The sequence below is a fragment of the Frateuria soli genome (assembly GCF_021117385.1).
In the GTDB taxonomy this organism is placed as follows: Bacteria; Pseudomonadota; Gammaproteobacteria; order Xanthomonadales; family Rhodanobacteraceae; genus Frateuria_A; species Frateuria_A soli.
This window is the reverse complement of the sequence record NZ_CP088252.1, coordinates 676,286-700,032: the sequence shown is the minus strand read 5'-3', so window position 1 is coordinate 700,032 and position 23,747 is coordinate 676,286. Positions and strand designations below refer to the sequence as shown.

The window sequence follows — 23,747 nt, the reverse complement described above, 5'->3', positions numbered from 1 at the left end:
CGAAGGTCCCATACTGACGCGTGAACGACGACTTCGAGAACGACCGCTACGCCGCGGATGTGGACCCGTCCGTGCAATGCACGGCCTGCGAAGCGGTGTGTTGCCGCCTGACCGTGGTGCTGATGCCGGACGACGACGTGCCCGACTGGCTGGTGACGCACGACGACCACGGACTGGCGACCCTCGCCAAGGGTGAGGACGGCTGGTGTGCGGCGGTCGACCCCGACACCTCGCGCTGCACGATCTACGAGCGACGCCCGGCCATCTGCCGCAAGTACACCATGGGCAGTCCCGGTTGCCGGGACGAACGGCGCAAGTGGTATGGCCCGTCCATTCCAACGCCGGTGAAGCTCCTGTAGGAAGCGGCCGCCAGGTCAGCTCCTACGGAAGCGGCGGCGGCTCGAAGACCCTCGCAACCTCCTCCGCCGCCAACGCGCGCCAGGCGCCCGAGGCGAGCCCGTCGAGCGTAAGCCGCCCGATCGCCACGCGCTCGAGCGTTTCCACGTGGTTGCCCGCCGCGGCGAACATGCGCCGCACCTGGTGGTAACGCCCCTCGGTCACGGTCAGCCGCGCGCGACGCGGTTCGAGCACCTGCAGGTGCGCGGGGGCAAGTGGCGTGGTCTCCGATTCGAGCATCAGCGTGCCGCTTTCGAACAGTTCGCCTTCGCCGCCGTGCAGGTCGCGGGCAAGGGTCGCCTCGTAGACCTTCGCCACGTTGGCCCTGGGCGAAATGATCCGGTGCAGCAGCGCGCCGTCGTCGGTCAGCAGCAACAGCCCCGACGTGTCCCGGTCGAGCCGGCCGACCGTGGACAGGGCCGGATCACGCCGCCGCCAGCGCGGTGGCAGCAGGTCGTAGACCAGGCGGCCGGCGTCCTTGCGCGAGCAGGTATAGCCGGTCGGCTTGTGCATCAGCAGGACCAGCCCGGTGGGCGGATCGAGCGGCTCGCCGTCGATGCGGATCTCCGCGTGTACGGCCCTGTCGTCGGCGTAGAGCACCTCGCCCGCCGGGTCGGTGACGCGTCCCTCGCGGAACAGCCGGGTCACCTCCTTGCGGTTGCCGTAGCCGAGGTTGGCGATCAGGCGGACCAGCTTCACGCGCGCACCGCCTCGATTACCTTGAAGCCGTCCCGCATGGTCACCGCGCGCACCTGCGCGAAGCGCGCGGCCAGCGTGGCCTCGTACGGCAGGTGCCGGTTGGCCACCAGCCACAGGCGGCCATGCGGCAGCAACGCGTCGGCCGCCGCGTCGATGAAGGCGCGCCCGAGTTCGGGCAAGTCTGCACGCCCCTGGTGGAACGGCGGGTTGCTCACGATCGCGTCGTAACGGCGCGGCAGGCCGGTGGTGACGTCGTGCCAGTGGGCTTCCACGTCGACCTCGCGACCGCTGGCAGTAACGGCCTCGGCCACATTGACGCGTGCTGCCTCCAGCGCGCGCTTCTCGGCTTCGTACAGATCCACCGCGGTCACGCCGGCGCAGCGCGCGATCAACTGCGCGGCGAGATAGCCGTAGCCCGCACCCAGGTCGGCGGCGCGACCATGCAGGTCTGCCGGGAGGTGTGCCGCGAGCAGGGCCGAGGCCGTATCGACGCGGTCCCAGGCGAACAGCCCCGGACGACTCAGGTAGCCACCGGCGATCCGGCGCGGCGCGTCGAGTGCTTTCCATTCGGCCAGCAGTGCTGCATCCAGCGCATCGCCGGCGTTCGCCCAGAACACGCGGCACTTGTGCTTGGACACGCTGCGCACCGTGCCGAACAGGCGCGCGACATCCGCTTCGGCCGACTTCGCGCCTTCGGCGTTGGGCACCGCCGCCAGCACGGTGCCACCGGGCTGCAGGTGCCGAGCGGCGCGGGCGAACAAGGCGCGGGCCTCGTCGCGCTGGCGCGGTGGCAGCAGGAGAACCAGCGCGAAGCGGTCGTCCCGCGCCGGCTCACCGACGGGCAGGCCCGCGCGCCGGAGTTCATCGGCAAAGGGCCGGAAGGTTTGCTCGCAAGACCAGCCGGAGCGGGCGAACCTGCGCAGCGGCGCACTGTCGCGGGCACGCAGGAAGAGTACCCGGCCATCCTCGGGCAACCGGAGCTCGCCGCTGGCGACAGGCAGGAACAAGGCGTCCAGTTGGGGGGCGGGCGCAGTGGCGACGGTGGCTGCCATCGGACTCGAATAGACGGGTGGGAGCCGGATTCTACGCGCTGGCGCTGGCCGCAACGCAGACCTCCATTCCTCTCCAGCTGCGGTGCCCGTCACGGTGCGGCGGGCCGAAGCCCCCCTCGCACGGCGGGCCCGCCTAGCGCGCGACCGAGCCCGCGCGCACCAGGTACTGCAAGCTGAACATGTGCTCGGGATCCAGCCACACGCGCAGTACTTCCAGGCCCGCCTTGCCCGCGAGGACGTCGAAATCCTCAAGTGAGTACTTGCAGCTGACCTCCACGCGGATCGCCTCGTCCCTGCCGAACGCGATCTGACCACGGCCCACGCGCACCTTCTGCTCGCGCTGGCTGACCAGACTGGTTTCGATGCGGCCGGCCAAGGCGTTGTAGTGCGCGCGATGGCGGAACGCGGCGAGATCGAAATCACTGCCCAGCTCGCGGTTGAGGCGGGCGAGCATGTTCAGGGTGAACTTCGCCGTGACCCCCGCGGCATCGTTGTAGGCCGCCTCGATGAGGGCGGTGTCCTTCTTCAGGTCCGCGCCGATCAGGATGCCGCCGTTGTCGCCCATCTCCGCGCGCATCTTGCGCAGCAGCGCGATCGCTTCGCGCGTGTCGAAGTTGCCGATGGTCGACCCGGGGAAATACACGACCGTCCGTCGCGGCGCGCGCGGCGGGATCGGCAGGCGCAACGAACGGGTGAAGTCGGCGCACAGCGGCTGCACCGGCAACTGCGGGAAGTGTTTGCCCAGCCGCTGCACGCTCTGCTGCAATGGCTCGGGAGAGATTTCCACCGGCACGTAGCTCACCGGCGCGGCCATGTGCTCGAGCAGCAGGCTCGTCTTGGCTGCGCTGCCGCTGCCGTACTCGACCAGGCGCACGTCCACGCCCAGCGTATCGGCGATGCTGGCGGCATGTTGCTGCATCAATGCCGTTTCGCAACGGGTGAGGTAGTACTCGGGCTGCTCGCAGATGCGTTCGAACAGCGCCGATCCCTCCGCGTCGTAGAAGAGCCACGAAAGCAAGCGCTTGGGCTGCGCGCGCAGCCCGCGGCGGACGGTCTCCAGCAGTTCGCTGGCGGGCGGAGTGCGTCCGTCGGCGGACAGATCGAAGGCACGGGTGTTCATGGGGAATGCTCCTTGAGGTCTTATCGGTCCTTGGCCAGGCGCAGCCCGGCGAACTGCCAGCGCGCCTGCGGAGGGAAGAAGTTGCGATAGCTCGCGCGCACGTGGCCGACCGGGGTGGCGCACGAACCGCCGCGCAGCACCCACTGGCCGCACATGAACTTGCCGTTGTATTCGCCCAGGGCGCCCGGCAGTGGGCGAAAGCCCGGATAGGCCACGTAGGGCGAGGCGGTCCATTCCCAGGCATCACCGTACATCTGCAGCAGTCCGGTGCCATCGGCCGCCTGCGGCAGTCGCGGTACACCGTCGAGCAGGTTGCCCCGGACCGGCAGCGTGGACGCGGCAGCTTCCCACTCGGGCTCGGTAGGCAGCCGCGCGCCGGCCCAGCGGGCGAAGGCATCGGCTTCGTAGTAACTCAGGTGGCACACCGGCGCGGCCGGGTCCAGCGCTTGCACACCGGCGAGCGAGAAAGCGCTGGCCAGGTCCGGCTGCCAGTAGAGCGGCCGCTGCCAGCCTTCGTTCTGCACGGTTGCCCAGCCGTCGGACAGCCACAAGGACGGTTCGCGGTAGCCGCCGTCGTGCACGAACGCCGCGTATTCCCCGTTGGTGACCAGGCGGTTGGCCAGCGCGTGTGACGCGAGCAGGCTGCGGTGGCGCGGGGTTTCGTTGTCGAAGGCGAAGCCCTCGCCCGCGTGGCCGATCTCGACCACGCCTTCACCGCCGCGCAGGAATTGCAGGGGAACCGATGCCGTGGGCCCCGCCGGCTCGATCTGCTGGTAGGCCGGCAACAAAGGATTGCTCCAGAAGGCATGCAGGATGTCGGTGAGCAGCAATTCCTGATGCTGTTGCTCGTGCTGCAGGCCGAGCTCGATCACGGCGGCGGGGGCCGGCTCGTCGTCGCGGAGCAACATTGCGCCCACCGCCTCGTCCACGTGGCGGCGGTAGGCCAGCACTTCCTCCAGCGTGGGACGCGAGAGCAGACCACGCCGCGGCCGCGCGTGCATCGGACCGACGCTCTGGTAGTAGGAATTGAACAGGTACTGCCAGGCCGGATTGCGCGGGCGGTATCGAGGATCCTGCGCGAGCAAGAACTGTTCGAAGAACCAGGTGGTGTGCGCCAGGTGCCACTTCGTCGGGCTCGTGTCGGGCATGGTCTGGACCATCATGTCCTCTGCCGTCAGCCCCGCACACAATTGCAGGGTCTGCTGGCGGACCCGCCGGTAGCGCTGTACGAGCGTGTCGCCGGCGAGGGGGCCCAGCTGCGTCATTGCCTGCTCCTTCCTGGGTCGGACGGTGGCTCCGCATGCGCTCTGCCAGCGCCGCCGCACCGCCGGACCGATCGAACCGTTGGCATCCTCCAAGCATGGCGCAGCCCACGTTCAATAGGTGTGATCGGGCGATGGCAAATTGCTGACACCACAACACTGGCGCCGTCCGCGCCGGCGCGCGATGCTGGCACGCGTCCCGACCCACGAGCGTCCTCCCCGCGAGGTGATGCCATGAAATCCCTGTCGCTCCTGCTGTTGCTCGCCATCGCAAGTCCCGCGGCCTTCGCCGCCGGCCCCTCCGGCAGCGGGCTGCAGTACGCCCGATGCATCCAGACCGACAAGATCAACGAGTGGCACGTCGTCGACGCACGCACCGCACTGGTGCGCACCGTCCCATACCGCTACGTGGTGCATCTGAAAGCCGATTGCCCGCGCCTGGGGATCGGCGTGCCGGGCTTCGTGCTCCATGCCAGCGAATCCGGCAAGGCGGTAGGCGGTGGTCGCATCTGCGGGGAGGTCGGCGAGACGGTCAGCGCCCGCGACCAGCCCGCATGCGCGATCTCCTCGGTGGAGACGATCGACACGGCGACGTTCGAGCGGATGCGCGAGCATGCCGCGCGCCATGGCAGCGGCGCGGAGCTGCCGCCTGCCGGATGACGGTCGCGGGCGAAAAAAAGCCCGGCGTTGCCGGGCTTTTTTTGTTCGATCGATGCAACGTCAGTCGCCGTAGTAGCCGACGTAGCGGGTGGGTGGCGCCTGCTCGACGTAGACCGTTCGCGTTTCCACCACACGGCGGGTCACCACCGGCTCCTCGTAGACCACCCGCACCGGTCGGCGATAGACCGGCCGCTCGTAGACGACGCGCGGCGGCGGCCTGAGCGCATCGTCCACCAGGCCGATCACGGCACCGGCGACGATCGCGCCGGCCACCCAGCGGCCACCGCTCCAGTGGCCACGGTCGTAGCGGTAGTGATGGTCGTAGCGGCCACGGTCATGCCAGCCCCGGTCGTAATGACGGCCACCGTGCCAGCCTCGCTCGTACCTGTCATGCGCCGATGCGCCGGTCGGCAGCGCCACGGCCGATGCCATCAGCAGGGCCGCCATGGCCAACGCGGGTTTTCCGAACCAATGCCTGGTCATACCTATGCCTCCGTCAGGCGACAGCGCCCTTCGCGACGATGCTCCGGTCGGCGCGCTTAATAGGCACTTAAGCGATCGCAAATCCGCGGCCGGCGCCCGCATCGACGCTACCGGATTTCGCGGCAGCGCCCGGATTCGCCCAGGGACACCACCACGCGGCTTCAGACGTTGAACAGGAAGTGCAGGACGTCGCCGTCCTTGACGAGGTAGTCCTTGCCTTCCTTGCGCAGCCGGCCAGCCGCCGCGGCGCCGGCCTCGCCCTTGTACTGGATGAAGTCATCGTAGGAGACGGTCTCGGCGCGGATGAAGCCACGCTCGAAATCGGTGTGGATCACGCCGGCCGCCTGCGGGGCGGTGGCGCCCTTCTTGACCGTCCAGGCGCGCACTTCCTTGACGCCGGCGGTGAAGTAGGTCTGCAGATTGAGCAGCTTGTAGCCGGCGCGGATGACGCGGTTCAGGCCCGGCTCGTCCAGCCCCAGGTCCCTGAGGAACTCGTCGCGGTCGGCGTCCTCCAGCTGGGCCATTTCCTCCTCGATCGCCGCGCACACCGGCACCACCTCGGCGCCCTCGGTCGCGGCGCGCGTGCGCACGGCGTCCAGGTGCGGATTGTTCTCGAAGCCGTCCTCGCGCACGTTGGCGATGTACATCAGCGGCTTCAGCGTGAGCAGGAACAGGTCGCGCACCAGCGCGCGCTCCTCCTCGTCCAGCCCGACGCTGCGCGCCGACCTGCCTTCGTTCAGCGCCGCGGCAAGCTTCTGCAGTACCGGCTTCTTCGCCATCGCTTCCTTGTCGTTGGCCTTGGCCGCGCGCTCGGCGCGGTTGAGCGCCTTCTCGACCGAATCGAGATCGGCCAGCGCCAGTTCGGTATCGATCGTCTCGATGTCGGCGATCGGATCGACCTTGCCGGCCACGTGCACGATGTCGCTGTGCTCGAAGCAGCGCACCACATGGGCGATCGCGTCGACCTCGCGGATGTGCGCCAGGAACTTGTTGCCCAGGCCCTCGCCCTTGGACGCGCCGGCGACCAGGCCGGCGATGTCGACGAACTCGACCGCGGTGGGAACCACCTTCTGCGGATTGACGATTGCGGCCAGCGCATTGAGGCGCTCATCCGGGACTGGCACCACGCCCACGTTCGGCTCGATCGTGCAGAACGGGAAGTTGGCCGCGGCGATGCCGGCCTTGGTCAGTGCATTGAACAGGGTGGACTTGCCGACGTTGGGCAGGCCGACGATGCCGCATTTGATGCCCATGGTTTGATCCGGGAATAGGGAATGGGGAATAGGGAATGGGAAAAACCGGGAAGAGCCGCGTAAACGATTCTCTATTCCCGATTCCCTATTCCCGTCTGTGTATGCAACTGCTGCATCGCCTTGTCGAACTGCCCACCGACCGCCAGCGGCAGCACGTCGAGTGCGCGGGCGATGCCGTCGAGGATCGCGTCCTCGTCCTGCGCGGAAGGCTTGCCGAGCACCCAGGGCGTGACCTTGTCCCTGTGGCCCGGGTGGCCGATGCCGATGCGCAAGCGGTGGAACTTGCCGTGGCCGAGATGCTGGATGGTGTCGCGCAGGCCGTTCTGGCCACCGTGGCCGCCGTCGAATTTCATCCGCACGGTGCCTGCCGGGAGATCCAGCTCGTCGTGCGCCACCAGGCACTCGTCGGCCTGGATCCTGTAGTAGCGCAGCGCGGAGGCAACCGCGATGCCGCTCTTGTTCATGAACGTGGAGGGCTTGAGCAGCCACACGCTGTCGCCGCCGATGCGCACGCGGCAGGCTTCGCCGTGCAGCTTGCCGTCGAAGGCGAAACGCTCGCCCTGGCCCGAAGCCAGTGCGTCCACAAACCAGAACCCGGCATTGTGCCGGGTCCGGAGATATTCGGCGCCGGGGTTGCCCAGGCCGACGATGAGCTTGAGTCCAGCCATGCCTTGAGCCGATGGCCGGGCCTCCCGCGCGGAGCGGGAGGCCCGGACTTCGCTTACTTCTTCTCGGCGGGCTTGGCTTCGCCTTCCGGCGCCGCGGCGGCCTCGGCGGCCGGCTCGGCCTCTTCCTTCACCGCATTGGCGGTGACCACGGCGATGTCGTGGTCCGCGCCCAGGCTCAGCGCCGACAGGCTCACGCCCTTGGGCAGCTTGACCTGCGACAGGTGCACGATGTCACCGGGCTTGAGATCGACCAGGTCGAGTTCGATGAACTCCGGCAGGTTGCCCGGCAGGCAGGACACTTCCACTTCCGTCAGGTTGTGCGAGATCACCACGCCGGAGGTCTTGCCGGCCGGGGACTTCTCCTGGTTGAGGAAGTGCAGCGGCACGTTCACGCGGATCGCTTCGTTCTCGTTCACGCGCAGGAAGTCCATGTGCAGCATCTGCTGCTTGAACGGATGCTTCTGCCAGTCGCGCACCAGCACCTTCTGCACCTTGCCGTCGACGTTCAGGTCGAGGATCGAGGAGAAGAACCACTCGTTCTTGGCGGCGAGCAGGATGGTGTTGTGCTCGATCTGGATGCTCTGCGGCGGCTGGTTCGCGCCGTAGACGACGGCAGGCACCATCGCGGCACGACGCAGGCGGCGGCTCGCACCTTTCCCCTCGTCGTTGCGGCTCTGGGCCTTGATTTCATGAGTCTGGGCCATTGTTGTCACTACCTTAGGTTGCGTTTGTCCGCCTCGCGGCGGACAGATGACTTCCCCGCGACCAGGGAAGTCCTGGGATCGGGATCCGGGAGACGGGATTCGAGATTCGGAAAAGCTGCACTGCAGTCGCCGAATCCCGAATCTCCCAACCCGAATCCCGCTGAATCAATCCACGTAAAGCGAACTCACCGACTCGCCGAAAGCGATGCGGCGAATGGTCTCGGCCAGCAGCTCGGCGACCGAGAGCTGGCGGATCTTGCCGCAACTCTGCGCCTCGGGGCGCAGCGGCAGCGTGTTGGTGACCACCAGCTGGTCGAGCTGGGAGTTCTCGATGTTGCCGATCGCCGCGCCCGAGAGCACCGGGTGCACGCAGTAGGCGACGACCTTGCGCGCGCCGCGCTCCTTCAGGGCCGCGGCCGCGGCGCACAGGGTACCGGCGGTGTCGACGATGTCGTCGACCAGCACGCACGTCTTGCCGTCGACCTCGCCGATGATGTTCATCACCGTGGCGACGTTGGCCTTCGGACGGCGCTTGTCGATGATCGCCAGGTCCGCATCGTCCAGCCGCTTGGCGATCGCGCGGGCGCGCACCACGCCGCCGACGTCGGGGCTGACCACGATCAGGTCGTCCATCGAGTGGTTGCGCCAGATGTCCGCCAGCAGGATCGGCGAGGCGTAGACGTTGTCGACCGGGATGTCGAAGAAGCCCTGGATCTGGTCGGCGTGCAGGTCGACCGTGAGCACGCGGTCGACGCCGGCAGTACCGATCAGGGTGGCCACCATCTTGGCGGTGATCGGCACGCGCGCCGAGCGCGGGCGGCGATCCTGGCGGGCGTAGCCGAAGTACGGCATCACCGCGGTGACGCTGTCGGCCGAGGCGCGCTTGAGCGCATCGACCAGGGCGAGCATCTCGATCAGGTTCTCCGCGCTCGGCGCGCCGGTCGGCTGCAGCACGAACACTTCCTGCTTGCGGACGTTCTCCTCGATCTCGATCTGCACTTCGCCGTCGCTGAACTTGCCGACCAGCGCCTTGCCCAAGGGCACGCCGAGTCGCTGCGCGACGTCCTCGGCCAGGGCGCGGTGGGCATTGCCGGTGAAGAGCATCGGGGTGGACGTGTCCACGTGGGATTCCTCAAAGAGCCATTCGTGAATGGCTGGGGCGGCAGGATTCGAACCTGCGCATGCGGGAATCAAAATCCCGTGCCTTAACCAGCTTGGCGACGCCCCAGTGTTTCGTTGGCAGACCGTCGTCCTGACCGCCTGTCGTGCATTTTCAAGCCCGTAACGGCTGCCCCGGCGCCACGATCCTCGCGCGATGGCGCGCGAGGACCCGATGCAGGGGCGAAACCTCCAGCCCCGCGGCAAGTTGTGCCGCGAATGCCGGAGGACACTCACGCACCACCCGGCGCGCCTGCGCGAGCGAGGCGGCTTCCAGGAAAACGCACCCGCCGCTGCCGGAAAGCCGGGCGCGGCCGAAATGCGAGAGCCAGTCCAGCGCCGCGGCCACCTTCGGGTGTCGCGCGCGCACGACCGGCTCGAACGCGTTTTCCGCCGTTTCGCCGGAAGCAAAGGACGAAATTGTCGCCGGCGGTGCATTTCGTGTCAATTCAGACGCTTGAAACAAGGCCGCGGTGGGCACGTGTTCGCCCGGGTCAAGCACCACGTACCAGCGCCGTGGCAGCGCGACGGGGGTAAGCCGCTCGCCCACGCCCTCGGCCCAGGCCGAGCGGCCACGCACGAACACCGGCACGTCGGCGCCCAGCCGGTGCGCCAGGTCGGCCAGCGCGTCCTCATCCAGGCCGCAGGCCCACAGGTGGTTGAGCGCAACCAGCGTGGTGGCAGCGTCGGAGCTGCCGCCGCCGAGGCCGCCCCCCATCGGGATGCGCTTGTCCACGGCGATCTCGGCCCCCGTCGCCACGCCGGTTTCCGCCTGCAGCAAGCGCGCGGCGCGTACCACCAGGTCGGCCTCGGCCGGAACGCCGCGAACGTCGTTCACGCGCACGATGGCGGCGTCGGGTCGCACGCGCACGCGCAGCTCATCGCCCCAGTCGAGCAGGCGGAATACGGTCTGCAGGTCGTGATAGCCGTCCGCACGGCGGCCGACGATGCGCAGGAACAGGTTGAGCTTGGCCGGGGCGGGCCAGGCGGTCCATTCGTCGCGAGCGGGCGCGGCAAGCGCGCGCGACATGAACACGCGCAGGGAATCGGGAAACCCGTTTTCGCGGTCGCGCTCGCGGGCGCGGGCGAACGCCGGGTCCGCCTCGTCCACCGTGACGAAGCCGTGCCTGGCGTAGAACGGCGCATTCCACGGCACATCCGCCAGCGTACCCAGGTCGACGCGACCGTAACCCGCCTCGCGCGCCCAGGCACAGGCGTGTTCGAGCAGTGCGGCGCCGATCCCGCGGCGACCGTGCGACGGCAGCACGTCGATCTCGGCGATTTCGATGGCGTCCCCGGCCATTCCGTCCTGCAGCCACACGAAACCGACCGGCGCGCCCGCTTCGAGCGCTACCCAGACCAGGCCGCGCGCAACCGCCGCATCGAGCAACTCGGGCGGAATCGCCATGCCCGCGTAGGCCTGCCACGCACGGTGGGCGCGGAACAGTTCCAGCGCGGCGCGCTCGATCGCGCACAACGCGGGCACCTGCGCGGCCATGGCACGCGCGATCGTCACTGCCATGGCGTCAGCGCCCGCAATCGGCGCAAGGCGCCGGGCCGAGCCGGAAGCTGTCGATCGACAGCTTGACCTTGTAGGGGGGGCGACTGGCGAACACCTTCTGCGGCAACGGCGGCTGCTGCGCCTGGTCCCACGCACGGTAATCCACCGTCCAGCCGTCCTGCACGATCAACGACGGCAGGTCGTGTTCGCCGAAACGCAGTTGCGCGGGGGCGCCGGTCGCGCGCAGGCCGAGAACCCAGGCGCGCAGATCATCCAGCGGCACTTCCCAGCCCAACGCCTTGCGCATCAGCGTCTCGGCGTCGGAGCCGCGAAGCGGTCCGCCCTCGATGCCTTCGAGCAGGGCTCCGTCCGGGCCGCCGCTCAGGCGGAAGCTCTTGCCGGTGATCGGCGCGCGCAGTTCGAAGTCGTAGCGCTCGCCGTCCTGCGTCCAGCGCAGGCTGCCGCTGCCGCCATCGTGGCCGTCGGACACGGCCAGGTGGCCTTCCAGCATCCACTGGTCCGCGCCCGAGAGTTGACGCTCGCGCGCGGCCTGCGCGGCAAGCGCGGCCTCGTCGGCCGGCCTGCGCACCGGCACGGGCGCACAGGCGGCCAGCAGCAGGCTGGCTGCCGCCCCCAGGAAAAGGAGGCGCCTCATGGCTCGAGGCGCCGCAGGGTGTCGCGCAGGTTGGCGTTGCGCGGGTCGATCTTGCGGACCTGGTCGAACACCAGCCGGGCGTCCTGGCGCTTGCCGAGCTTCCACAGCACCTCGCCCAGGTGTACGCCAACGTCGGCGTCCTTCGCGGCGCTCCAGGCCTGGCGCAGGGTGCGTGCAGCCTCGTCGAGGTGGCCCAGGCGGTACTGCAGCCAGCCCCAGGAGTCTGCGATCGCCGGATCGTGCGGCTTGGCCGCGCGGGCGGCTTCGATCAGTCTGGTTGCCTCGGGCAGGTCGCGGCCAGCGTCGGCGAGCGTGTAGCCCAGCGCGTTGCTGGCATCGATGTCGTCCGGCTTGAGCTTGAGCAGGTGGCGGAAGTCCGCCACCGCGCGGTCGATATCGCCCGCCTCGGCATAGGCCAGGCCGCGACCGTAGAGCAGGCCGGGGTCGTCCGGCAGCACCTGCAGCGCATGGTCGTAGGCCCTGGCGGCTTGCGCGTAGTGCTCCTCGCGCATGTACAGCTCGGCGTCGGCCTGCCAGGCGCGGCGCAGCTCCTCGGGCTGGTCGAGGTAGGCGGTTTCCAGCTGCTCCAGCAGCGCATGGGCGTCGTCCACCTTGCCCTGGGTGTGCAGGATCACCGCACTGCGCAGGTCGGCGTCGAAAGCGTGCGGGTCGTCGTCGCCGACCTGGTCGTACCACTCCAGCGCCTCGGCGTTGCGGTCCTGCATCTCGGCCAGCTGGCCGAGCAGGAACGCGCTGCTTTCGCGCACACTGGCCGGGGCCTGCCTGAGCTCACGGTAGAGCCTGGCGATGGCTTTCCTGTCGTGCGCCTGCGCCGCCAGTCCGGCGCGCAGGGCATAGGTTTCGGCGCTCTGCGGGCCGTTGTCCAGCAGCTTCGCGGCGGCCTGGTAGTCGCCGCCCTGGCTGAGCAGGCTGGCGTAGGTCAGGCGCAGGCGAACGTTGTCCGGCGAACGCGCCAGCGCCTGCCTGAGCAGCGCGCTGGCGGCATTCTTGTCGCCGGACTTGAACTTCATCTGCGCCGCCCAGGCGTAGGTTTCGGTGTCGTGGAAGCGCGCCACCGCAGCGTCGGCGATCTGCATGGCATACCTGGGCCGATCCAGCTTCTCGCCCAGCTCGCTCATCGCCAGCCAGGCCTGCGGGTCGGCCGGCAGCCGCTCGGGCGTGGCCAGGGCTTCCAGCAACTGGGCGGCCTGCGCCGGGTCACGGGCGCCGATCAGAGCACGGCCGAAGCGGCGCCAGGCATGCGGGTCGCCGCTACCGACCAGGCGCTCCAGCTGCTCGCGCGCACCCGCGGTGTCGCCGGTGGACAGCGTCAGTTCGGCGCGTGCCTGGGCCAGGTCCGCCGGGCTGGCGCCGAGCGCCTGCCAACGGTCGATCGCGTGCGCCGCGGCGGCCGTGTCGCGGATCGCCAGGGCCAGCTCCGCGGCCCGCTGGGCCACCGCGGGGTCGTTCGACAGCGCCATCGCCTGCATGTAGCGGGCCGAGGCACCCTTGAGGTCGTTACGGGTCAGCGCCATTTCGCCGGCCAGCAGTTGCGCCAGCAGGTCGTGCTGCTCGTCCGGCGTCACCACGGTGAGCCGGTCCAGCGGCTGCTTCGGGGCAGGCACGGGTGCCTTGCCCGCGGGCAGGCCGGCGCACGCGGCCAGGCCCAGCGCACAGCTGGTGATGCCTGCAAAATGCCGCAGTTGCTTGAACTTGCCCTTCACGCTCAGCACACTAGTCCTCATCCATTGGTCCGTTCCGGCAGTACCCGCCTCTCCGGTACCGAAAGCTTAGCCTACGCCGCCGCGGATACCCCGTCGCCAATTCGCATTCCACGCCATGCCGCTGATCGCCCTCGGGCTCAATCACCTCACCGCGCCGGTCAGCCTGCGCGAACAGGTGGCGTTCGATGCGGACGCCGCCAGCGAAGCGCTGCGCGAACTGAGGGCCGAGCCCGGCGTGGAGGAAGCGCTGATCCTATCCACCTGCAACCGCACCGAGCTGTACGTCGGCGTGGCCACCGGTGCCGAGCAGGCGCCGCAGGCGTGGCTCAATCGCCACCATCACTTGACCCCTGGCAAGCTGGACGAGTTCCTCTATCGGCATGACGAGGATGCAGCGGTGCGCCACATGTTCCGCGTGGCCACCGGACTGGACTCGATGGTGCTGGGCGAGCCGCAGATCCTGGGCCAGGTGAAGGACGCCTATCAGCTCGCGCGCGACGCACGGGCGCTCGGTGCGCCACTGGACCGCCTGCTGCAGCACACCTTTGCCGTCGCCAAGCGCGTGCGTACCGACACCCGTATCGGCGCGCATACCGTCTCGGTGGCCTTCACTGCCGTGCGGCTGGCCGAGCAGGTGTTCGCCGACCTCAAGCAGGCCTGCGTGCTGCTGATCGGCGCCGGTGACACCATCGAGCTGGCCGCCCGCCACCTGGTGGACAAGCAGGTCAGCCGCCTGATCGTGGCCAACCGCACGCTGGAGAATGCGCAGGAGCTGGCCGGCCGCTACGGCGGCTACGCCGTCGCACTGGCCGACCTGCCGCAGCATCTGGCCGAAGCGGATATCGTCATTTCCTCCACCGCCGCGCGCCAGCCGGTGGTGACCCGGCCGCTGGTCGAGCGGGCGGTGGCGGCGCGCAAGCGCAAGCCCATGTTCATGGTCGACATCGCCGTACCGCGCGACATCGATCCGGCGGTCGCCTCGCTGGAGGACGTCTACCTGTACGGTATCGACGACCTGCAGCAGGTCATCGACGGGAACCGCCGCTCGCGCGAGGCCGCGGCGCGCGAGGCCGAGACGATCATCGACCTGCAGGTCGACCGCTACATGGCCTGGCGCCGCGCGCTGACCCTGCGCAATCCGGCGATCGACCTGCGCCAGCACGCCGAGCGTTATCGCGACGAGGTGCTGCTCAAGGCCCAGGCGATGCTGGCCCGCGGCAAGTCGCCCGACGAGGCACTGGCGTTTCTCGCCAACACGCTGACCAACAAGCTGCTGCACCACCCCAGCGCGCGCCTGCGCGAGGCAGCGCTCAACGGCGACCTGGACCTGCTGCACGCGGCCGGGCGGCTGTACGGCGAGCCCGAGTCGAGGGACGAGTAGCGAGGGCGGCTGGCTGCCGCATCCCGCCTCCTGAGCCGGCGCATGCCGGTCGCTTCCCTCCCGTGCCACCCTGGTTGCCCATGACCCCATCGATCCGCCGCAAACTCGAGTCCCTGGCCGAGCGCCACGAGGAGATCGGCCTGCTGCTCGCCCAGCCGGACGTGCTTGCCGATGCCACCCGCTTCCGCGAGCTGTCGCGCGAGTACGCGCAGATCGAGCCGGTCGCCGCCGCGCTGCGCGAGCACGACGGGGCCGAGCGGGAGCTGGCCGAGACGCGCGCCATGCTGGCCGACCCGGAGCTGCGCGAGATGGCCGCCGACGACATCGAGCGCCTGGAAAAGCGCCTGGCGGAACTGGACGGGCAGTTGCAGATCCTTCTGCTCCCGAAAGACCCGCGCGACGAGGCCAACCTGTTCCTGGAAGTACGCGCGGGCACCGGCGGCGACGAGGCCGCGCTGTTCGCCGGCGATCTGTTCCGCATGTACGCACGCTATGCCGAGCGCCGCCGCTGGCACGTGGAAGTGCTGAGCGAAAGCCCCGGCGAACACGGCGGCTACAAGGAGATCGTCGCGCGCATCGAGGGCAAGGGCGCGTACTCGCGGCTGAAGTTCGAATCGGGCACCCACCGCGTGCAGCGCGTACCGGAAACCGAATCGCAGGGGCGCATCCACACCTCGGCCGCGACCGTCGCGATCCTGCCCGAGATGGACGAGATCGACGACATCGAGATCAACCCGGCCGACCTGAAGACCGACACCTTCCGCGCTTCCGGCGCGGGTGGCCAGCACGTCAACAAGACCGACTCGGCCATCCGCATCACGCACCTGCCCACCGGCATCGTGGTCGAGTGCCAGGACGAACGCAGCCAGCACAAGAACCGCGCCCGCGCGCTGTCGCTGCTGAAGGCGCGCCTGCTCGACGAGGCGCAGAGCAAACAGGCCGCCGCGCAGGCACAGGAGCGCCGCCTGCAGGTGGGCTCGGGTGACCGCAGCCAGCGCATCCGCACCTACAACTTCCCGCAGGGCCGCATCACCGACCACCGCGTCAACCTCACGCTCTACCGCCTGCCCGAGGTGCTGGCGGGCGACCTGGACGAGCTGGTCGATACGCTCACCCGCGAGCACCAGGCCGACGAGCTGAAGAACCTCGCCTCGTAACCGGCCTGGCGCGGACGCCGCAGGCACCACGCCCCGGCCGGCTGCCGCACTGCCTCAAGGGCACCCGAGCAGCTCCCTGGCGCCGTTCCCGCGACGCGGGAACCCGGGTGCCGTCCGGCGGTGGTCAGGATGGATTCCCGCGTTCGCGGGAACGGCGCCCCTGGATGTATTCGAGGTCCCCTTCAACGAACCGGGGCGTGCGCGATCGCCGGGGCGGCCATCGGCGGAGCCTCGCCAGGAACGGGTTCCTGCGCCGCGAGTGCCGCGGCGCTGCTGCGTTCGAGCGGCATCCCCGCCGCCAGCGCCGTATCGATCGCCGCGAGCCGGCGAGACGGGCCGTGCCGCTCGCCCTGCACGGCGATGACCCTGGCGCGATCCGCCGAGGGCTCCGCATGGTCGATCCGTTGCAGGCCGTCGCGCCGGGCCGCCACCACCAGCGCGCCGGCCACGCGCTCGCTGTGCGGACCGCCCGGCAGGCCGTGGCGGGCTTCCATGCGCCTGACCGCATCCAGCGCCTGGACGTACAGGCCGCTGGCAGGATGGTCGGGATCTCCGAGCAGCGGCGTCACCGGCATCGCCGGCGTCCAAGGTGTCGCCACGCCGCTGGCCGGGGCGGGATACGAGTCGGAAGCCGCCGCCCGTGCGGCAAGCCGATGCGCCGGGACACTGGCGTGACCTGGCGTCAGGCCGGCCCAGCCCCGATCCAGTCGCCGCAGCGCGCCGGCAGCCGCCTGCGCCACCGCCTCGCGCGGTCCCCGTGCCGCGTCCCATGCCCGATCGGCCTGGTGCGCCACGGCATGGCCCAGCCGCTCGACCCCGGCCCTCGTGCGCAACACCGTCACCGATCCGGCCTCGATCGCCTCGGTCATGCGCGCCAGGCCCCAGGGCGCCGACCAGGGCATCGTGGTCGAGGCATGCAGGCCGGCGCGCGTCGCCCACGCATCCCGCCGGAAAGCGGCGATGGCCCCGGCGTAGCGGTCGGCGCGTGCTTCGTTGGCGGCCGTCAGCACGGAGTCGCCCCGGTCGGGCGCGAAGTTGTCGATGCCGTGGTCGCCCAGACGCAGCGCGGAAAGCGCCCGTCCGAGGCCATGCTGCCCGTCGAGGTAGCCGGCTTCGCGCAGGCCTTGCACATCCGCCGCCGTGGCATAGACGCGGAGCTTCCCGAAATGGCGGCTGCAGGCGCTTACCGGATCGGCGGCAAGGACGTGGTCGATCACCTGGCTGCCGCCCTCGGGCACGCCGATGCCCAGTTCCACCGCGCCATAGGCGTTGAAGGTTTCCCCGCGCAGGCCGAAGCGCCATGCCTCGATCTGCGCCAGCGTGCCGCCCATGGAATGGCCGGTGACCGTTATGAGGTCGCGCCGGATACCTTGCCTGGCCGCCTTTTCCAGCACCACTTGCGTGAAGTGGCGTGCGTCGGCTTCCTGCGGGTTGAAACGATCGCCCACCATGATCGTATCGACCGCGACATCCTGTACGCCCGTCAGTGCGTGATTCTTGAAGTCCGTGTCGGTGCCGCGATAGGCGATCACGACGCCATAGGGCGGTTCCAGCTGGCGATAGGCCGTAGCATGGAATCCAGAGGCGCTTTCGACATAGGCAAACGCCTTGTACGGATGGCCGTTGAGCTCAACGTCCTTCTCGCCTATGCGAGAGGGATCAAGATTGCGGTAGGAATCCTTCGCCGCCCAGGCATAGTCCGCGCTGGTCAGCCTCATGGCGCAACCTTCGAGATCCTGACCTCGATCAGAAAGAAGCGCTCTGGATGTTTCCTGACTTCCTCGTCATGGATAGTCCTTTCCAGGGCCACGCCGGCATTCGCATCGTTGTTGGAACGATTGAGGTAATCGCTTTTGCTGAAATAGCGACTGAAAGGTTGGTCGCTCAGCATCGCCGGCAACATCAGCCCCGGGCCGAAGGTTTGCCCGTGGACGACGAACCCGGGACTCACGGTGCCGATGTCCCAGTGACAGACACCCAGCCCGAAGTAATCCTCGTCCTGCAACAGGTCCCTGTAGAAGCTTCCCTTCCACGTATGCGCATCCACGCGGATCATCACGAACGACCGGCTCGTGTTGGGAACGTTGCGCGCACCTTCGACCGGATTCTTCGGCACGCACTCCACGTTGGTCACGTCGTAGGACAGGTAGCCCTCGACCGAATCGAACTCGCCGGGAGCGTCGACCGTGGCGATCAGTTCATAGCGCTGGACCGGATGCGGATTGAGCTTGATGTCGTCCATGGGCGATGAGCAGGCGGCAGGAAGAGTGGCGAGTCCCGCGACCAGGATCGTCGCGGCACAGCGGCGCACGGTCGAAGCCCGGCGGCGGGCGGCGGGTCTGCATGGTTCGGGAGCGAAGCTGTCGGGAGGCGCATCCTCGCCGGGCACGGACGGCAGGCGCTTGTTGCCTCGAATGGAGGCGAGCGGACGCTTTTCCATTGGACTGGCGACCATGGCATCCTTGCGGGTAGCGGCAGTGCAGGCCAGCGTAGCAGGCTTGGGGAAACGATGGCGATGACGACAGGTTTTCCGGGTGGCTCTGCCGACGGCAAGAGCGCCATGCCGGCGAATGCGCGCGCCGCGCTGGAAGCCCTGCTCGACCGCCTGACGCATCTGCTTCGCCAGGGCGCCAGCCGGGAGGCCGAAGAGCTTGCCGCACGCGGGCGCCGCGACTTCCCGCTGTCCGGCGAGCTGGTCCGGCTGCACGGCATCGCACTGCTGCAACTGGGTCGCCGCAACGACGGCCTGAGCGCCCTGCACCGCGCCGCGGAGCTTGCGCCGGACAGCATCGAAGTGCAGTGCAACCTTGCCAACGTGGCGCTGGAGGACGGTCGCCCCGAGGCCGCCATCGAACGGCTGCATGCCACCCTGGCGCGCAAGCCCGGTCACCCGGCCGTTCTGCAGATGCTCGGCGTGGCGCTGAGGATCGCCGCACGCCACGAGGAAGCGCGCGAGACCTTCGCCCAGGCGCTGCGCGCGGCACCACGGCACCCTGGCCTGCGCCTCAACCTCGCCGAGGTCGAGCTCGAGGTGGGCGACGCCGGGCAGGCCCTGGCGCACGTGCGCGAGGCGCTGAAACTTGCGCCGCGCCTGGATGCTGCCCACGCCCTGCTCGGGCACGCGTTGCAGGCGCAGGGCCACAGCGCGGATGCCGCCAGTGCCTGGCTGGAGGCCGAGCGGCTGGCGCCACGCGAACCGCGCCACGCCTTCCAGGCTGCACGGATGCTCGAGATATCCGGCCGGCTGGCCGAGGCGGCCGAGGCGTATGCGCGCGCATTGCGACTGGCGCCACACTCCGGCGCCGCGCTCAGCCGGCTCGCCGGCCTGCGGCGACGGCTGGCAGACTGGCGCGAGCAGGCGTCGTTGACCACGCGCCTGCGCGAAGCGATCGAGACCGGGCAACCCGGCATCGTGCCCTTCGTGCTGCCGCTGGAGCCGTTCGACCGCGTGCTCCAGCGCAAGGCGATGGAGACCTTCACCCGCACCATCGAGCATCACCTGGCGCCTTTGCGGCAGAAGCTCGCCTTCACCCCTCCCCGGCCCGCACCGGATGCACCCATTCGCGCCGGCCTGCTTTCCGACGGCATCGGCGACCACCCGATCGGCCGCACCGTGGCCGGACTGATCGATGCGCTGGCCGGCCTGGGCGGACTGGAGTTGCACCTGTTCGCCACCAACGCCGAGGACGGCAGCGTGGTTCGCCAGCGCCTGGCCGCGGCGGCGCCGTTGCACGCAGTCGAGGCGTTGCCGCCACCGCAGGTGGCCGAGCGCATCCACGCGCAGGGCATCGAAGTGTTGTTCGATCTCACCGGCTACGGTGCACACACCAACGCGGACATCCTGGCATTGCGCCCCGCACCCGTGCAGGTGAGCTGGCTGGCGTACCCGGGCACCGCCGGCGCGCCCTGGATCGACTACATCCTGGCCGACACCGTCGCGCTGCCGCCATCGCACCGCGAGGGCTACAGCGAAAAAGTGCTTTCCCTGCCGCGCTGCTTCCTGCCGCTCGAGGGCTGCGCGATGGCGCCGCCGCCCACGCGCGGCGAATGCGGCCTGCCCGCCACGGGCATGGTGTTCGCCTGTTTCAACGCCACCGCCACGATCGGCCCGGAGACGTTCGCCCGCTTCATGCACATCCTGCGCGAGGTACCGGGCAGCGTGCTGTGGCTGCGCGCCGGGCCCGCTGGCGTGGAGCAGCGCCTGCGCGCCCGGGCTGCCGGGCTGGAGGTATCGCCGGAACGGCTGGCCTTCCTGCCCGACCTGCCGCATGCGGACTACCTGGCACGCTATGCACTGGTCGACCTGTGCCTGGACACCCTGCCCTGCGGTGCCCGCATCACCGCCATCGACGCATTGTCGGCCGGCTGTCCGCTGCTGACCTGTGCCGGCGACACGTTCGCGGGACGCATGGCTGCCAGCCTGCTGCACCACGCCCATCTGCCCGAACTGGTGGCCGACGATCCGGACACCTTCGCGGCGACGGCCGTGCGGCTGGGCCGCGACCGTGCTGCACTCGACATGATCCGCACCCGACTGGCCGACCTTCGCCCGCACTCGCCGCTGTTCGACATCGCGGGTTTCGCCGCGGATTTCCGCCGGGTGGTGCAGACGATCGGTACCCGCCACCGCATTGGCCGGCCGCCGATCGATCTGGACTTCTGACCCTCGCCACGGGCTTCGGAACGCAGGCCTAACCGGCCTGCCAATTCATGCGGTAGTGAAGAAAGGCGGCGCCTCGCCGTCCAGAGGCGTGCGCTCGACACTCCTCACCTCCGCCGCTGGCGGCCCCTGCCACAACCAGCGCTCGAGAGCATCGAGCGCCTCGGCCGGACCGTACGCGAGCACTTCGACGCAGCCGTCCGGCAGGTTGCACGCGTGGCCGGTCAGGCCCAGCCGCCGCGCCTGGTCACGGGTGCTGGCGCGATAGAACACGCCCTGCACCCGGCCGCTGACGAGGAAGCGCGCGACCGCCATGTCACTGGCCGATCGCCGCGCGCAGCGTCTGCTCGGTCACCGGGCCGACGAAACGCCTGGCCACGTGGCCGTCGGGCGCGATCAGGTAGGTGGTGGGCAGGCCGCGCGGTTCGTCGAAGTCCTCCGGCGAATCGTCCAGCGAGACCTGGGCGATCGGGTAGCTCACCGGGTGCTTGGCGAGGAAGGCCTGGATGTCCGCCTTGTCGCTGTCCTCGTAGGCCAGGCCAATGGCGCGCACGTTGGCGTGCGCTTTCACGAAGCGCGAGATATCGGGCATCTCCTTGATGCACGGCACGCACCAGGTCGCCCAGAAGTTGACGATCACCCAGCGCCCGCGTTGCGCGGCCAGGTCGAACGGCTCGCCGTCCAGGGTGGTCACCTTGAGCGCCGGCTGCGCGGGCATGGCCGCATGCGCGGGGATCGCGCCGGCGAGCAGGCAGATGGCAAGGGCGAGCGGGGCGAGCTTCATGGGAGGGGGTTCTCCGGTTCGGGCGGGGGCGGCGGAAAGGTGTGGTCCAGTCGGCGGCCAAGCGTTTCGTCGAGCATCCGCGCCACCTCCGCGAGCAACCCGATCAGCGTCGCCGGCAGGTTGATGCCCAGGGCCTTTGCTTCCTCCATGGGCCGCAGCGGCAGGCGGTAGCTGGTGTGACGATACACCCGCAGCAGGTCGGTACTGTCGAGGCTGCGGCTCAGGAGCCAGCCACCCGCCTCGCCGCGCTGGATCAGGTCGGCGCGCTGCAGGTCGTCGAAGTAGTTGGCGATGCTGGCGCTGCGCAGGTACGGCTCCTGCAGGCGCACGGTGGCGGGGTCGACGCTGCAGCCCTCGCGTTGCGCGTCGACGAAGTGGCGCAGCACCACCATCAGGCCCAGGAACTCCGCGCCCTCGGGCAGCGTTTCGGCCGGCGCGTGGTACTCGTAGGCCGACAGCGACGCGGCGATGGACGCGCCGAGGATCGCAATGACCCACGAGAGGTAGATCCACAGCAGGAAAATCGGGATGGTCGCCAGCACGCCGTATATCTGCTGGTAGGTCTGCGCATTGCTTACGAACAGCGTGAAACCCCAGCGCGCGATTTCGAACAGCACCGCGCCCAGCAGTGCGCCGATCGCCGCGTCGCTGCGGCGAACCTTGCAGTTGGGGATCGCCGCGTACATCAGCCACAGGGTGATGAAGGTCACCACGAAGGGCAGCAAGCCGAGCAGCCGCTGGCCCAGGCCCAGTTGCGCATAGGCGCCAGCCAGCAGCGGCATCGCCGTGACGTAGGAAGTCACCGCGATGCCGCCGACCGCCAGGATCGGACCAAGCGTCAGCGCGGCCCAGTACAGCAGCAGGCGCGAACTCCAGCTGCGCGACTGGTGCACCCGGAAGATGCGGTTCAGGCGGTCTTCGATGCTGATCATCATCGACAACGCGCTGAACAGCATCACCAGGATGCTGATGCCGGTCAGCTGGCTGGCGTTGGCGGCGAAGGTCTGCAGCGTGTTCTGCACCTTCGCCACGGTGGTCGGCAGGAAGTTCTGGAACACGAAGTCGAGCAGCACGTCGCGCGCGCCCTGGAACACCGGGAACACCGACAGCATCGCCAGTACCGCCACCATCAGCGGCACCAGCGAGACCAGCGTGGTGTAGGACAACGCGCCGGCCGTCTCGAAGCATTTGTCATCGACGAACCGCTGCCAGATGAAGCGGCTGAAGCTGAGCGCGCGGTCGCGATCGAAACGCCAGGCCATGGGCGGCACCATCAAACGGAAGGCGGCCGCTACACTACCCGATCGCCCGCGAACGCCCAACCGAGCCCGCATGAGCCTGACGATCCTGGTCCTCTACTACAGCCGAAGCGGCCATACCGCCCAGCTCGCACGCCTGATCGCGCGCGGCGTGGAGGAGGCCGGGCTGGAAGCGCGCCTGCGCCAGGTGCCGCCGGTGGCGCCAGTCACCGAGACCGCGCAGCCGCCCGTGCCCGGGGAGGGCGCGCCGTACGTCACCCGCACGGATCTGTCCGAGTGCGCCGGCCTGGCGATGGGCAGCCCCACGCGTTTCGGCAACATGGCCGCCCCGCTCAAGCACTTCCTGGACAGCACCGGCGCCGAGTGGGCGAGCGGCACGCTGGCGGGCAAGCCGGCGGCGGTCTTCACCTCCACCAGCACCATGCATGGCGGGCAGGAATCGACCCTGCTGACGATGGCGCTGCCGCTGCTGCATCACGGCATGCTGCTGCTGGGCATCCCCTTCACCGAGCCGGCGCTGACCGCCACCGGCAGCGGCGGCACGCCCTACGGCGCCAGCCACGTGGCCGGCGCCAGGGGCGACAACGCGATCAGCGAGCACGAACGGGAGTTGGCCCGGGCACTCGGGCGGCGACTGGCCGAAACCGCGCGCAAGCTGGCGACGCCGGCGTGAGCGGGACGATCGCAATGCCCCATTGCATCGGCCGCGCCGCATGGTTCGCGCTGATCGTGCTGCAACTGGCGTGGCACGGCTGGCTCGCCCGCCCGGAGCACCTGCCGACGTGGCTGGTGCTGGCGGTCACCGTGGTCCCGCTGCTGCTGCCGTTCACCGCACTGCCGGACCTGCGCCGCGCGCTGTTGTGGGTGGGCATCCTCAGCCTGTTCTACTTCTGCCACGGCGTGGCCGAGGCGTGGAGTGCGCCAACCGAGAAGTGGCTGGCATTGGCGGAGATCGGGTTGACCCTGTTGCTGATCGTGGCGCTGGGGGCGGGGGTCAGGCGCAGAAAGCCGCAAGGCTGAACCCGCTTGCCCGTGAGCGGGGCGCTGGCGCACCGCTTCGCCCGAATCCTCGACTACCTGCCGGTAGCTCCTTGAGAGACCCGGTCGTGCAGCCTGGGGCGACGCCACACGCATGCGCTCGGCGCGGGCTGGACCCGACGGCCCCCAAAAA

24 protein-coding genes and 1 tRNA gene are annotated in these 23,747 nt (G+C 69.4%); 7 read left to right on the top strand and 18 right to left on the bottom strand.

The features are described from left to right. Nucleotides 1-20 precede the first annotated feature (20 nt). On the top strand, nt 21-359 hold the full coding sequence (locus LQ771_RS03125; RefSeq protein WP_231350950.1) for a YkgJ family cysteine cluster protein: 339 nt from the start codon (nt 21-23) through the stop codon (nt 357-359). Nucleotides 360-381: 22 nt separating this feature from the next. Here the strand turns inward: LQ771_RS03125 and LQ771_RS03120 are convergent, their stop codons facing one another. The 4 genes from LQ771_RS03120 to egtB all read right to left on the bottom strand — a co-directional run bounded on the left by LQ771_RS03120 (nt 382) and on the right by egtB (nt 4,532). Continuing rightward, entirely contained in the window at nt 382-1,095 is a 714-nt protein-coding gene (locus LQ771_RS03120) for a pseudouridine synthase (protein ID WP_231350949.1), read from the bottom strand. After that, nucleotides 1,092-2,147, bottom strand: a complete 1,056-nt coding sequence (locus tag LQ771_RS03115) for a class I SAM-dependent methyltransferase (protein ID WP_231350948.1) — start codon at nt 2,145-2,147, stop codon at nt 1,092-1,094. Before LQ771_RS03115 ends, LQ771_RS03120 begins: the two co-directional genes overlap by 4 nt. A 133-nt stretch (nt 2,148-2,280) precedes the next feature. Beyond that, complete coding sequence (gene egtD, locus LQ771_RS03110) at nt 2,281-3,267, bottom strand: L-histidine N(alpha)-methyltransferase (RefSeq protein WP_231350947.1); 987 nt, start codon at nt 3,265-3,267, stop codon at nt 2,281-2,283. 20 nt (nt 3,268-3,287) lie between these two features. Continuing rightward, nucleotides 3,288-4,532: an ergothioneine biosynthesis protein EgtB gene (gene egtB, locus LQ771_RS03105; RefSeq protein WP_231350946.1), complete on the bottom strand. Its 1,245-nt coding sequence runs from the start codon at nt 4,530-4,532 to the stop codon at nt 3,288-3,290. Between the two features lie 231 nt (nt 4,533-4,763). Here egtB and LQ771_RS03100 point away from each other — a divergent pair, with 231 nt between their 5' ends. Next, nucleotides 4,764-5,189 carry a DUF6491 family protein gene (locus tag LQ771_RS03100; protein WP_231350945.1) on the top strand — a complete coding sequence of 142 codons (426 nt, stop codon included), beginning with the start codon at nt 4,764-4,766 and terminating at the stop codon, nt 5,187-5,189. A 60-nt stretch (nt 5,190-5,249) separates the two neighbouring features. Here LQ771_RS03100 and LQ771_RS03095 read toward each other — a convergent pair whose 3' ends face one another. From LQ771_RS03095 to LQ771_RS03055, 9 genes are all read right to left on the bottom strand, one after another. Further along, nucleotides 5,250-5,672: a hypothetical protein gene (locus tag LQ771_RS03095; RefSeq protein WP_231350944.1), complete on the bottom strand. Its 423-nt coding sequence runs from the start codon at nt 5,670-5,672 to the stop codon at nt 5,250-5,252. Between the two features lie 161 nt (nt 5,673-5,833). Then, nucleotides 5,834-6,925 carry a redox-regulated ATPase YchF gene (gene ychF / locus LQ771_RS03090; protein WP_231350943.1) on the bottom strand — a complete coding sequence of 364 codons (1,092 nt, stop codon included), beginning with the start codon at nt 6,923-6,925 and terminating at the stop codon, nt 5,834-5,836. Between the two features lie 71 nt (nt 6,926-6,996). After that, entirely contained in the window at nt 6,997-7,593 is a 597-nt protein-coding gene (pth, locus tag LQ771_RS03085; protein WP_231350942.1) for an aminoacyl-tRNA hydrolase, read from the bottom strand. 53 nt (nt 7,594-7,646) lie between these two features. Next, nucleotides 7,647-8,297, bottom strand: a complete 651-nt coding sequence (locus LQ771_RS03080) for a 50S ribosomal protein L25/general stress protein Ctc (RefSeq protein ID WP_231350941.1) — start codon at nt 8,295-8,297, stop codon at nt 7,647-7,649. 165 nt (nt 8,298-8,462) lie between these two features. Next, nucleotides 8,463-9,401, bottom strand: a complete 939-nt coding sequence (locus LQ771_RS03075) for a ribose-phosphate diphosphokinase (RefSeq protein WP_231351838.1) — start codon at nt 9,399-9,401, stop codon at nt 8,463-8,465. Between the two features lie 47 nt (nt 9,402-9,448). Continuing rightward, nucleotides 9,449-9,525: transfer RNA gene (locus LQ771_RS03070), tRNA-Gln, on the bottom strand. A 45-nt stretch (nt 9,526-9,570) separates the two neighbouring features. Then, the gene (gene ispE / locus LQ771_RS03065) at nt 9,571-10,977 is read right to left on the bottom strand and encodes a 4-(cytidine 5'-diphospho)-2-C-methyl-D-erythritol kinase (protein WP_231350940.1); all 1,407 of its coding nucleotides are present in this window, start codon (nt 10,975-10,977) and stop codon (nt 9,571-9,573) included. A 4-nt stretch (nt 10,978-10,981) separates the two neighbouring features. Continuing rightward, nucleotides 10,982-11,611: a lipoprotein insertase outer membrane protein LolB gene (lolB, locus tag LQ771_RS03060; protein ID WP_231350939.1), complete on the bottom strand. Its 630-nt coding sequence runs from the start codon at nt 11,609-11,611 to the stop codon at nt 10,982-10,984. Next, entirely contained in the window at nt 11,608-13,356 is a 1,749-nt protein-coding gene (locus LQ771_RS03055; protein ID WP_231350938.1) for a tetratricopeptide repeat protein, read from the bottom strand. Before LQ771_RS03055 ends, lolB begins: the two co-directional genes overlap by 4 nt. A 94-nt stretch (nt 13,357-13,450) precedes the next feature. Between LQ771_RS03055 and hemA the strand changes: the two genes are divergently transcribed. Then, a complete protein-coding gene (gene hemA / locus LQ771_RS03050) occupies nt 13,451-14,716 on the top strand; it encodes a glutamyl-tRNA reductase (RefSeq protein WP_231350937.1) in 1,266 nt (421 codons plus the stop codon). Between the two features lie 80 nt (nt 14,717-14,796). Then, nucleotides 14,797-15,873 carry a peptide chain release factor 1 gene (prfA, locus tag LQ771_RS03045; RefSeq protein WP_231350936.1) on the top strand — a complete coding sequence of 359 codons (1,077 nt, stop codon included), beginning with the start codon at nt 14,797-14,799 and terminating at the stop codon, nt 15,871-15,873. 182 nt (nt 15,874-16,055) lie between these two features. Here prfA and LQ771_RS03040 read toward each other — a convergent pair whose 3' ends face one another. Both LQ771_RS03040 and LQ771_RS03035 read right to left on the bottom strand, forming a co-directional pair. After that, nucleotides 16,056-17,591, bottom strand: a complete 1,536-nt coding sequence (locus LQ771_RS03040) for an XVIPCD domain-containing protein (RefSeq protein ID WP_231350935.1) — start codon at nt 17,589-17,591, stop codon at nt 16,056-16,058. Beyond that, on the bottom strand, nt 17,588-18,328 hold the full coding sequence (locus LQ771_RS03035) for a hypothetical protein (protein WP_231350934.1): 741 nt from the start codon (nt 18,326-18,328) through the stop codon (nt 17,588-17,590). The genes LQ771_RS03040 and LQ771_RS03035 overlap by 4 nt, the downstream gene beginning before the upstream one ends. 60 nt (nt 18,329-18,388) lie before the next feature. Here LQ771_RS03035 and LQ771_RS03030 point away from each other — a divergent pair, with 60 nt between their 5' ends. After that, the gene (locus LQ771_RS03030) at nt 18,389-20,536 is read left to right on the top strand and encodes an O-linked N-acetylglucosamine transferase, SPINDLY family protein (RefSeq protein ID WP_231350933.1); all 2,148 of its coding nucleotides are present in this window, start codon (nt 18,389-18,391) and stop codon (nt 20,534-20,536) included. A 45-nt stretch (nt 20,537-20,581) separates the two neighbouring features. Here the strand turns inward: LQ771_RS03030 and LQ771_RS03025 are convergent, their stop codons facing one another. From LQ771_RS03025 to LQ771_RS03015, 3 genes are read right to left on the bottom strand one after another with little or no spacing between them, the layout of a single operon-like run. Further along, nucleotides 20,582-20,848, bottom strand: a complete 267-nt coding sequence (locus tag LQ771_RS03025) for an acylphosphatase (protein ID WP_231350932.1) — start codon at nt 20,846-20,848, stop codon at nt 20,582-20,584. 1 nt (nt 20,849) lies between these two features. Further along, entirely contained in the window at nt 20,850-21,317 is a 468-nt protein-coding gene (locus LQ771_RS03020; protein WP_231350931.1) for a TlpA family protein disulfide reductase, read from the bottom strand. Beyond that, on the bottom strand, nt 21,314-22,579 hold the full coding sequence (locus LQ771_RS03015) for a YihY family inner membrane protein (RefSeq protein WP_231350930.1): 1,266 nt from the start codon (nt 22,577-22,579) through the stop codon (nt 21,314-21,316). The genes LQ771_RS03020 and LQ771_RS03015 overlap by 4 nt, the downstream gene beginning before the upstream one ends. Nucleotides 22,580-22,649: 70 nt before the next feature. Between LQ771_RS03015 and wrbA the strand changes: the two genes are divergently transcribed. Further along, the gene (wrbA, locus tag LQ771_RS03010) at nt 22,650-23,249 is read left to right on the top strand and encodes an NAD(P)H:quinone oxidoreductase (protein WP_231350929.1); all 600 of its coding nucleotides are present in this window, start codon (nt 22,650-22,652) and stop codon (nt 23,247-23,249) included. A 14-nt stretch (nt 23,250-23,263) separates the two neighbouring features. Then, nucleotides 23,264-23,596, top strand: a complete 333-nt coding sequence (locus LQ771_RS03005; RefSeq protein ID WP_231350928.1) for a DUF2069 domain-containing protein — start codon at nt 23,264-23,266, stop codon at nt 23,594-23,596. The last annotated feature ends 151 nt before the right edge of the window (nt 23,597-23,747 follow it).

Excerpts from the sequence above, each read along its gene's own strand:
- LQ771_RS03115 (WP_231350948.1), bottom strand. The coding sequence starts at position 2,147 with ATGGCAGCCACCGTCGCCACTGCGCCCGCCCCCCAACTGGACGCCTTG.
- egtD (WP_231350947.1), bottom strand. The coding sequence starts at position 3,267 with ATGAACACCCGTGCCTTCGATCTGTCCGCCGACGGACGCACTCCGCCC.
- egtB (WP_231350946.1), bottom strand. The coding sequence starts at position 4,532 with ATGACGCAGCTGGGCCCCCTCGCCGGCGACACGCTCGTACAGCGCTAC.
- LQ771_RS03100 (WP_231350945.1), top strand. The coding sequence starts at position 4,764 with ATGAAATCCCTGTCGCTCCTGCTGTTGCTCGCCATCGCAAGTCCCGCG.
- LQ771_RS03095 (WP_231350944.1), bottom strand. The coding sequence starts at position 5,672 with ATGACCAGGCATTGGTTCGGAAAACCCGCGTTGGCCATGGCGGCCCTG.
- ychF (WP_231350943.1), bottom strand. The coding sequence starts at position 6,925 with ATGGGCATCAAATGCGGCATCGTCGGCCTGCCCAACGTCGGCAAGTCC.
- pth (WP_231350942.1), bottom strand. The coding sequence starts at position 7,593 with ATGGCTGGACTCAAGCTCATCGTCGGCCTGGGCAACCCCGGCGCCGAA.
- LQ771_RS03080 (WP_231350941.1), bottom strand. The coding sequence starts at position 8,297 with ATGGCCCAGACTCATGAAATCAAGGCCCAGAGCCGCAACGACGAGGGG.
- LQ771_RS03075 (WP_231351838.1), bottom strand. The coding sequence starts at position 9,401 with ATGCTCTTCACCGGCAATGCCCACCGCGCCCTGGCCGAGGACGTCGCG.
- ispE (WP_231350940.1), bottom strand. The coding sequence starts at position 10,977 with ATGGCAGTGACGATCGCGCGTGCCATGGCCGCGCAGGTGCCCGCGTTG.
- lolB (WP_231350939.1), bottom strand. The coding sequence starts at position 11,611 with ATGAGGCGCCTCCTTTTCCTGGGGGCGGCAGCCAGCCTGCTGCTGGCC.
- LQ771_RS03055 (WP_231350938.1), bottom strand. The coding sequence starts at position 13,356 with ATGAGGACTAGTGTGCTGAGCGTGAAGGGCAAGTTCAAGCAACTGCGG.
- hemA (WP_231350937.1), top strand. The coding sequence starts at position 13,451 with ATGCCGCTGATCGCCCTCGGGCTCAATCACCTCACCGCGCCGGTCAGC.
- prfA (WP_231350936.1), top strand. The coding sequence starts at position 14,797 with ATGACCCCATCGATCCGCCGCAAACTCGAGTCCCTGGCCGAGCGCCAC.
- LQ771_RS03040 (WP_231350935.1), bottom strand. The coding sequence starts at position 17,591 with ATGAGGCTGACCAGCGCGGACTATGCCTGGGCGGCGAAGGATTCCTAC.
- LQ771_RS03035 (WP_231350934.1), bottom strand. The coding sequence starts at position 18,328 with ATGGTCGCCAGTCCAATGGAAAAGCGTCCGCTCGCCTCCATTCGAGGC.
- LQ771_RS03030 (WP_231350933.1), top strand. The coding sequence starts at position 18,389 with ATGACGACAGGTTTTCCGGGTGGCTCTGCCGACGGCAAGAGCGCCATG.
- LQ771_RS03025 (WP_231350932.1), bottom strand. The coding sequence starts at position 20,848 with ATGGCGGTCGCGCGCTTCCTCGTCAGCGGCCGGGTGCAGGGCGTGTTC.
- LQ771_RS03020 (WP_231350931.1), bottom strand. The coding sequence starts at position 21,317 with ATGAAGCTCGCCCCGCTCGCCCTTGCCATCTGCCTGCTCGCCGGCGCG.
- LQ771_RS03015 (WP_231350930.1), bottom strand. The coding sequence starts at position 22,579 with ATGGCCTGGCGTTTCGATCGCGACCGCGCGCTCAGCTTCAGCCGCTTC.
- wrbA (WP_231350929.1), top strand. The coding sequence starts at position 22,650 with ATGAGCCTGACGATCCTGGTCCTCTACTACAGCCGAAGCGGCCATACC.
- LQ771_RS03005 (WP_231350928.1), top strand. The coding sequence starts at position 23,264 with ATGCCCCATTGCATCGGCCGCGCCGCATGGTTCGCGCTGATCGTGCTG.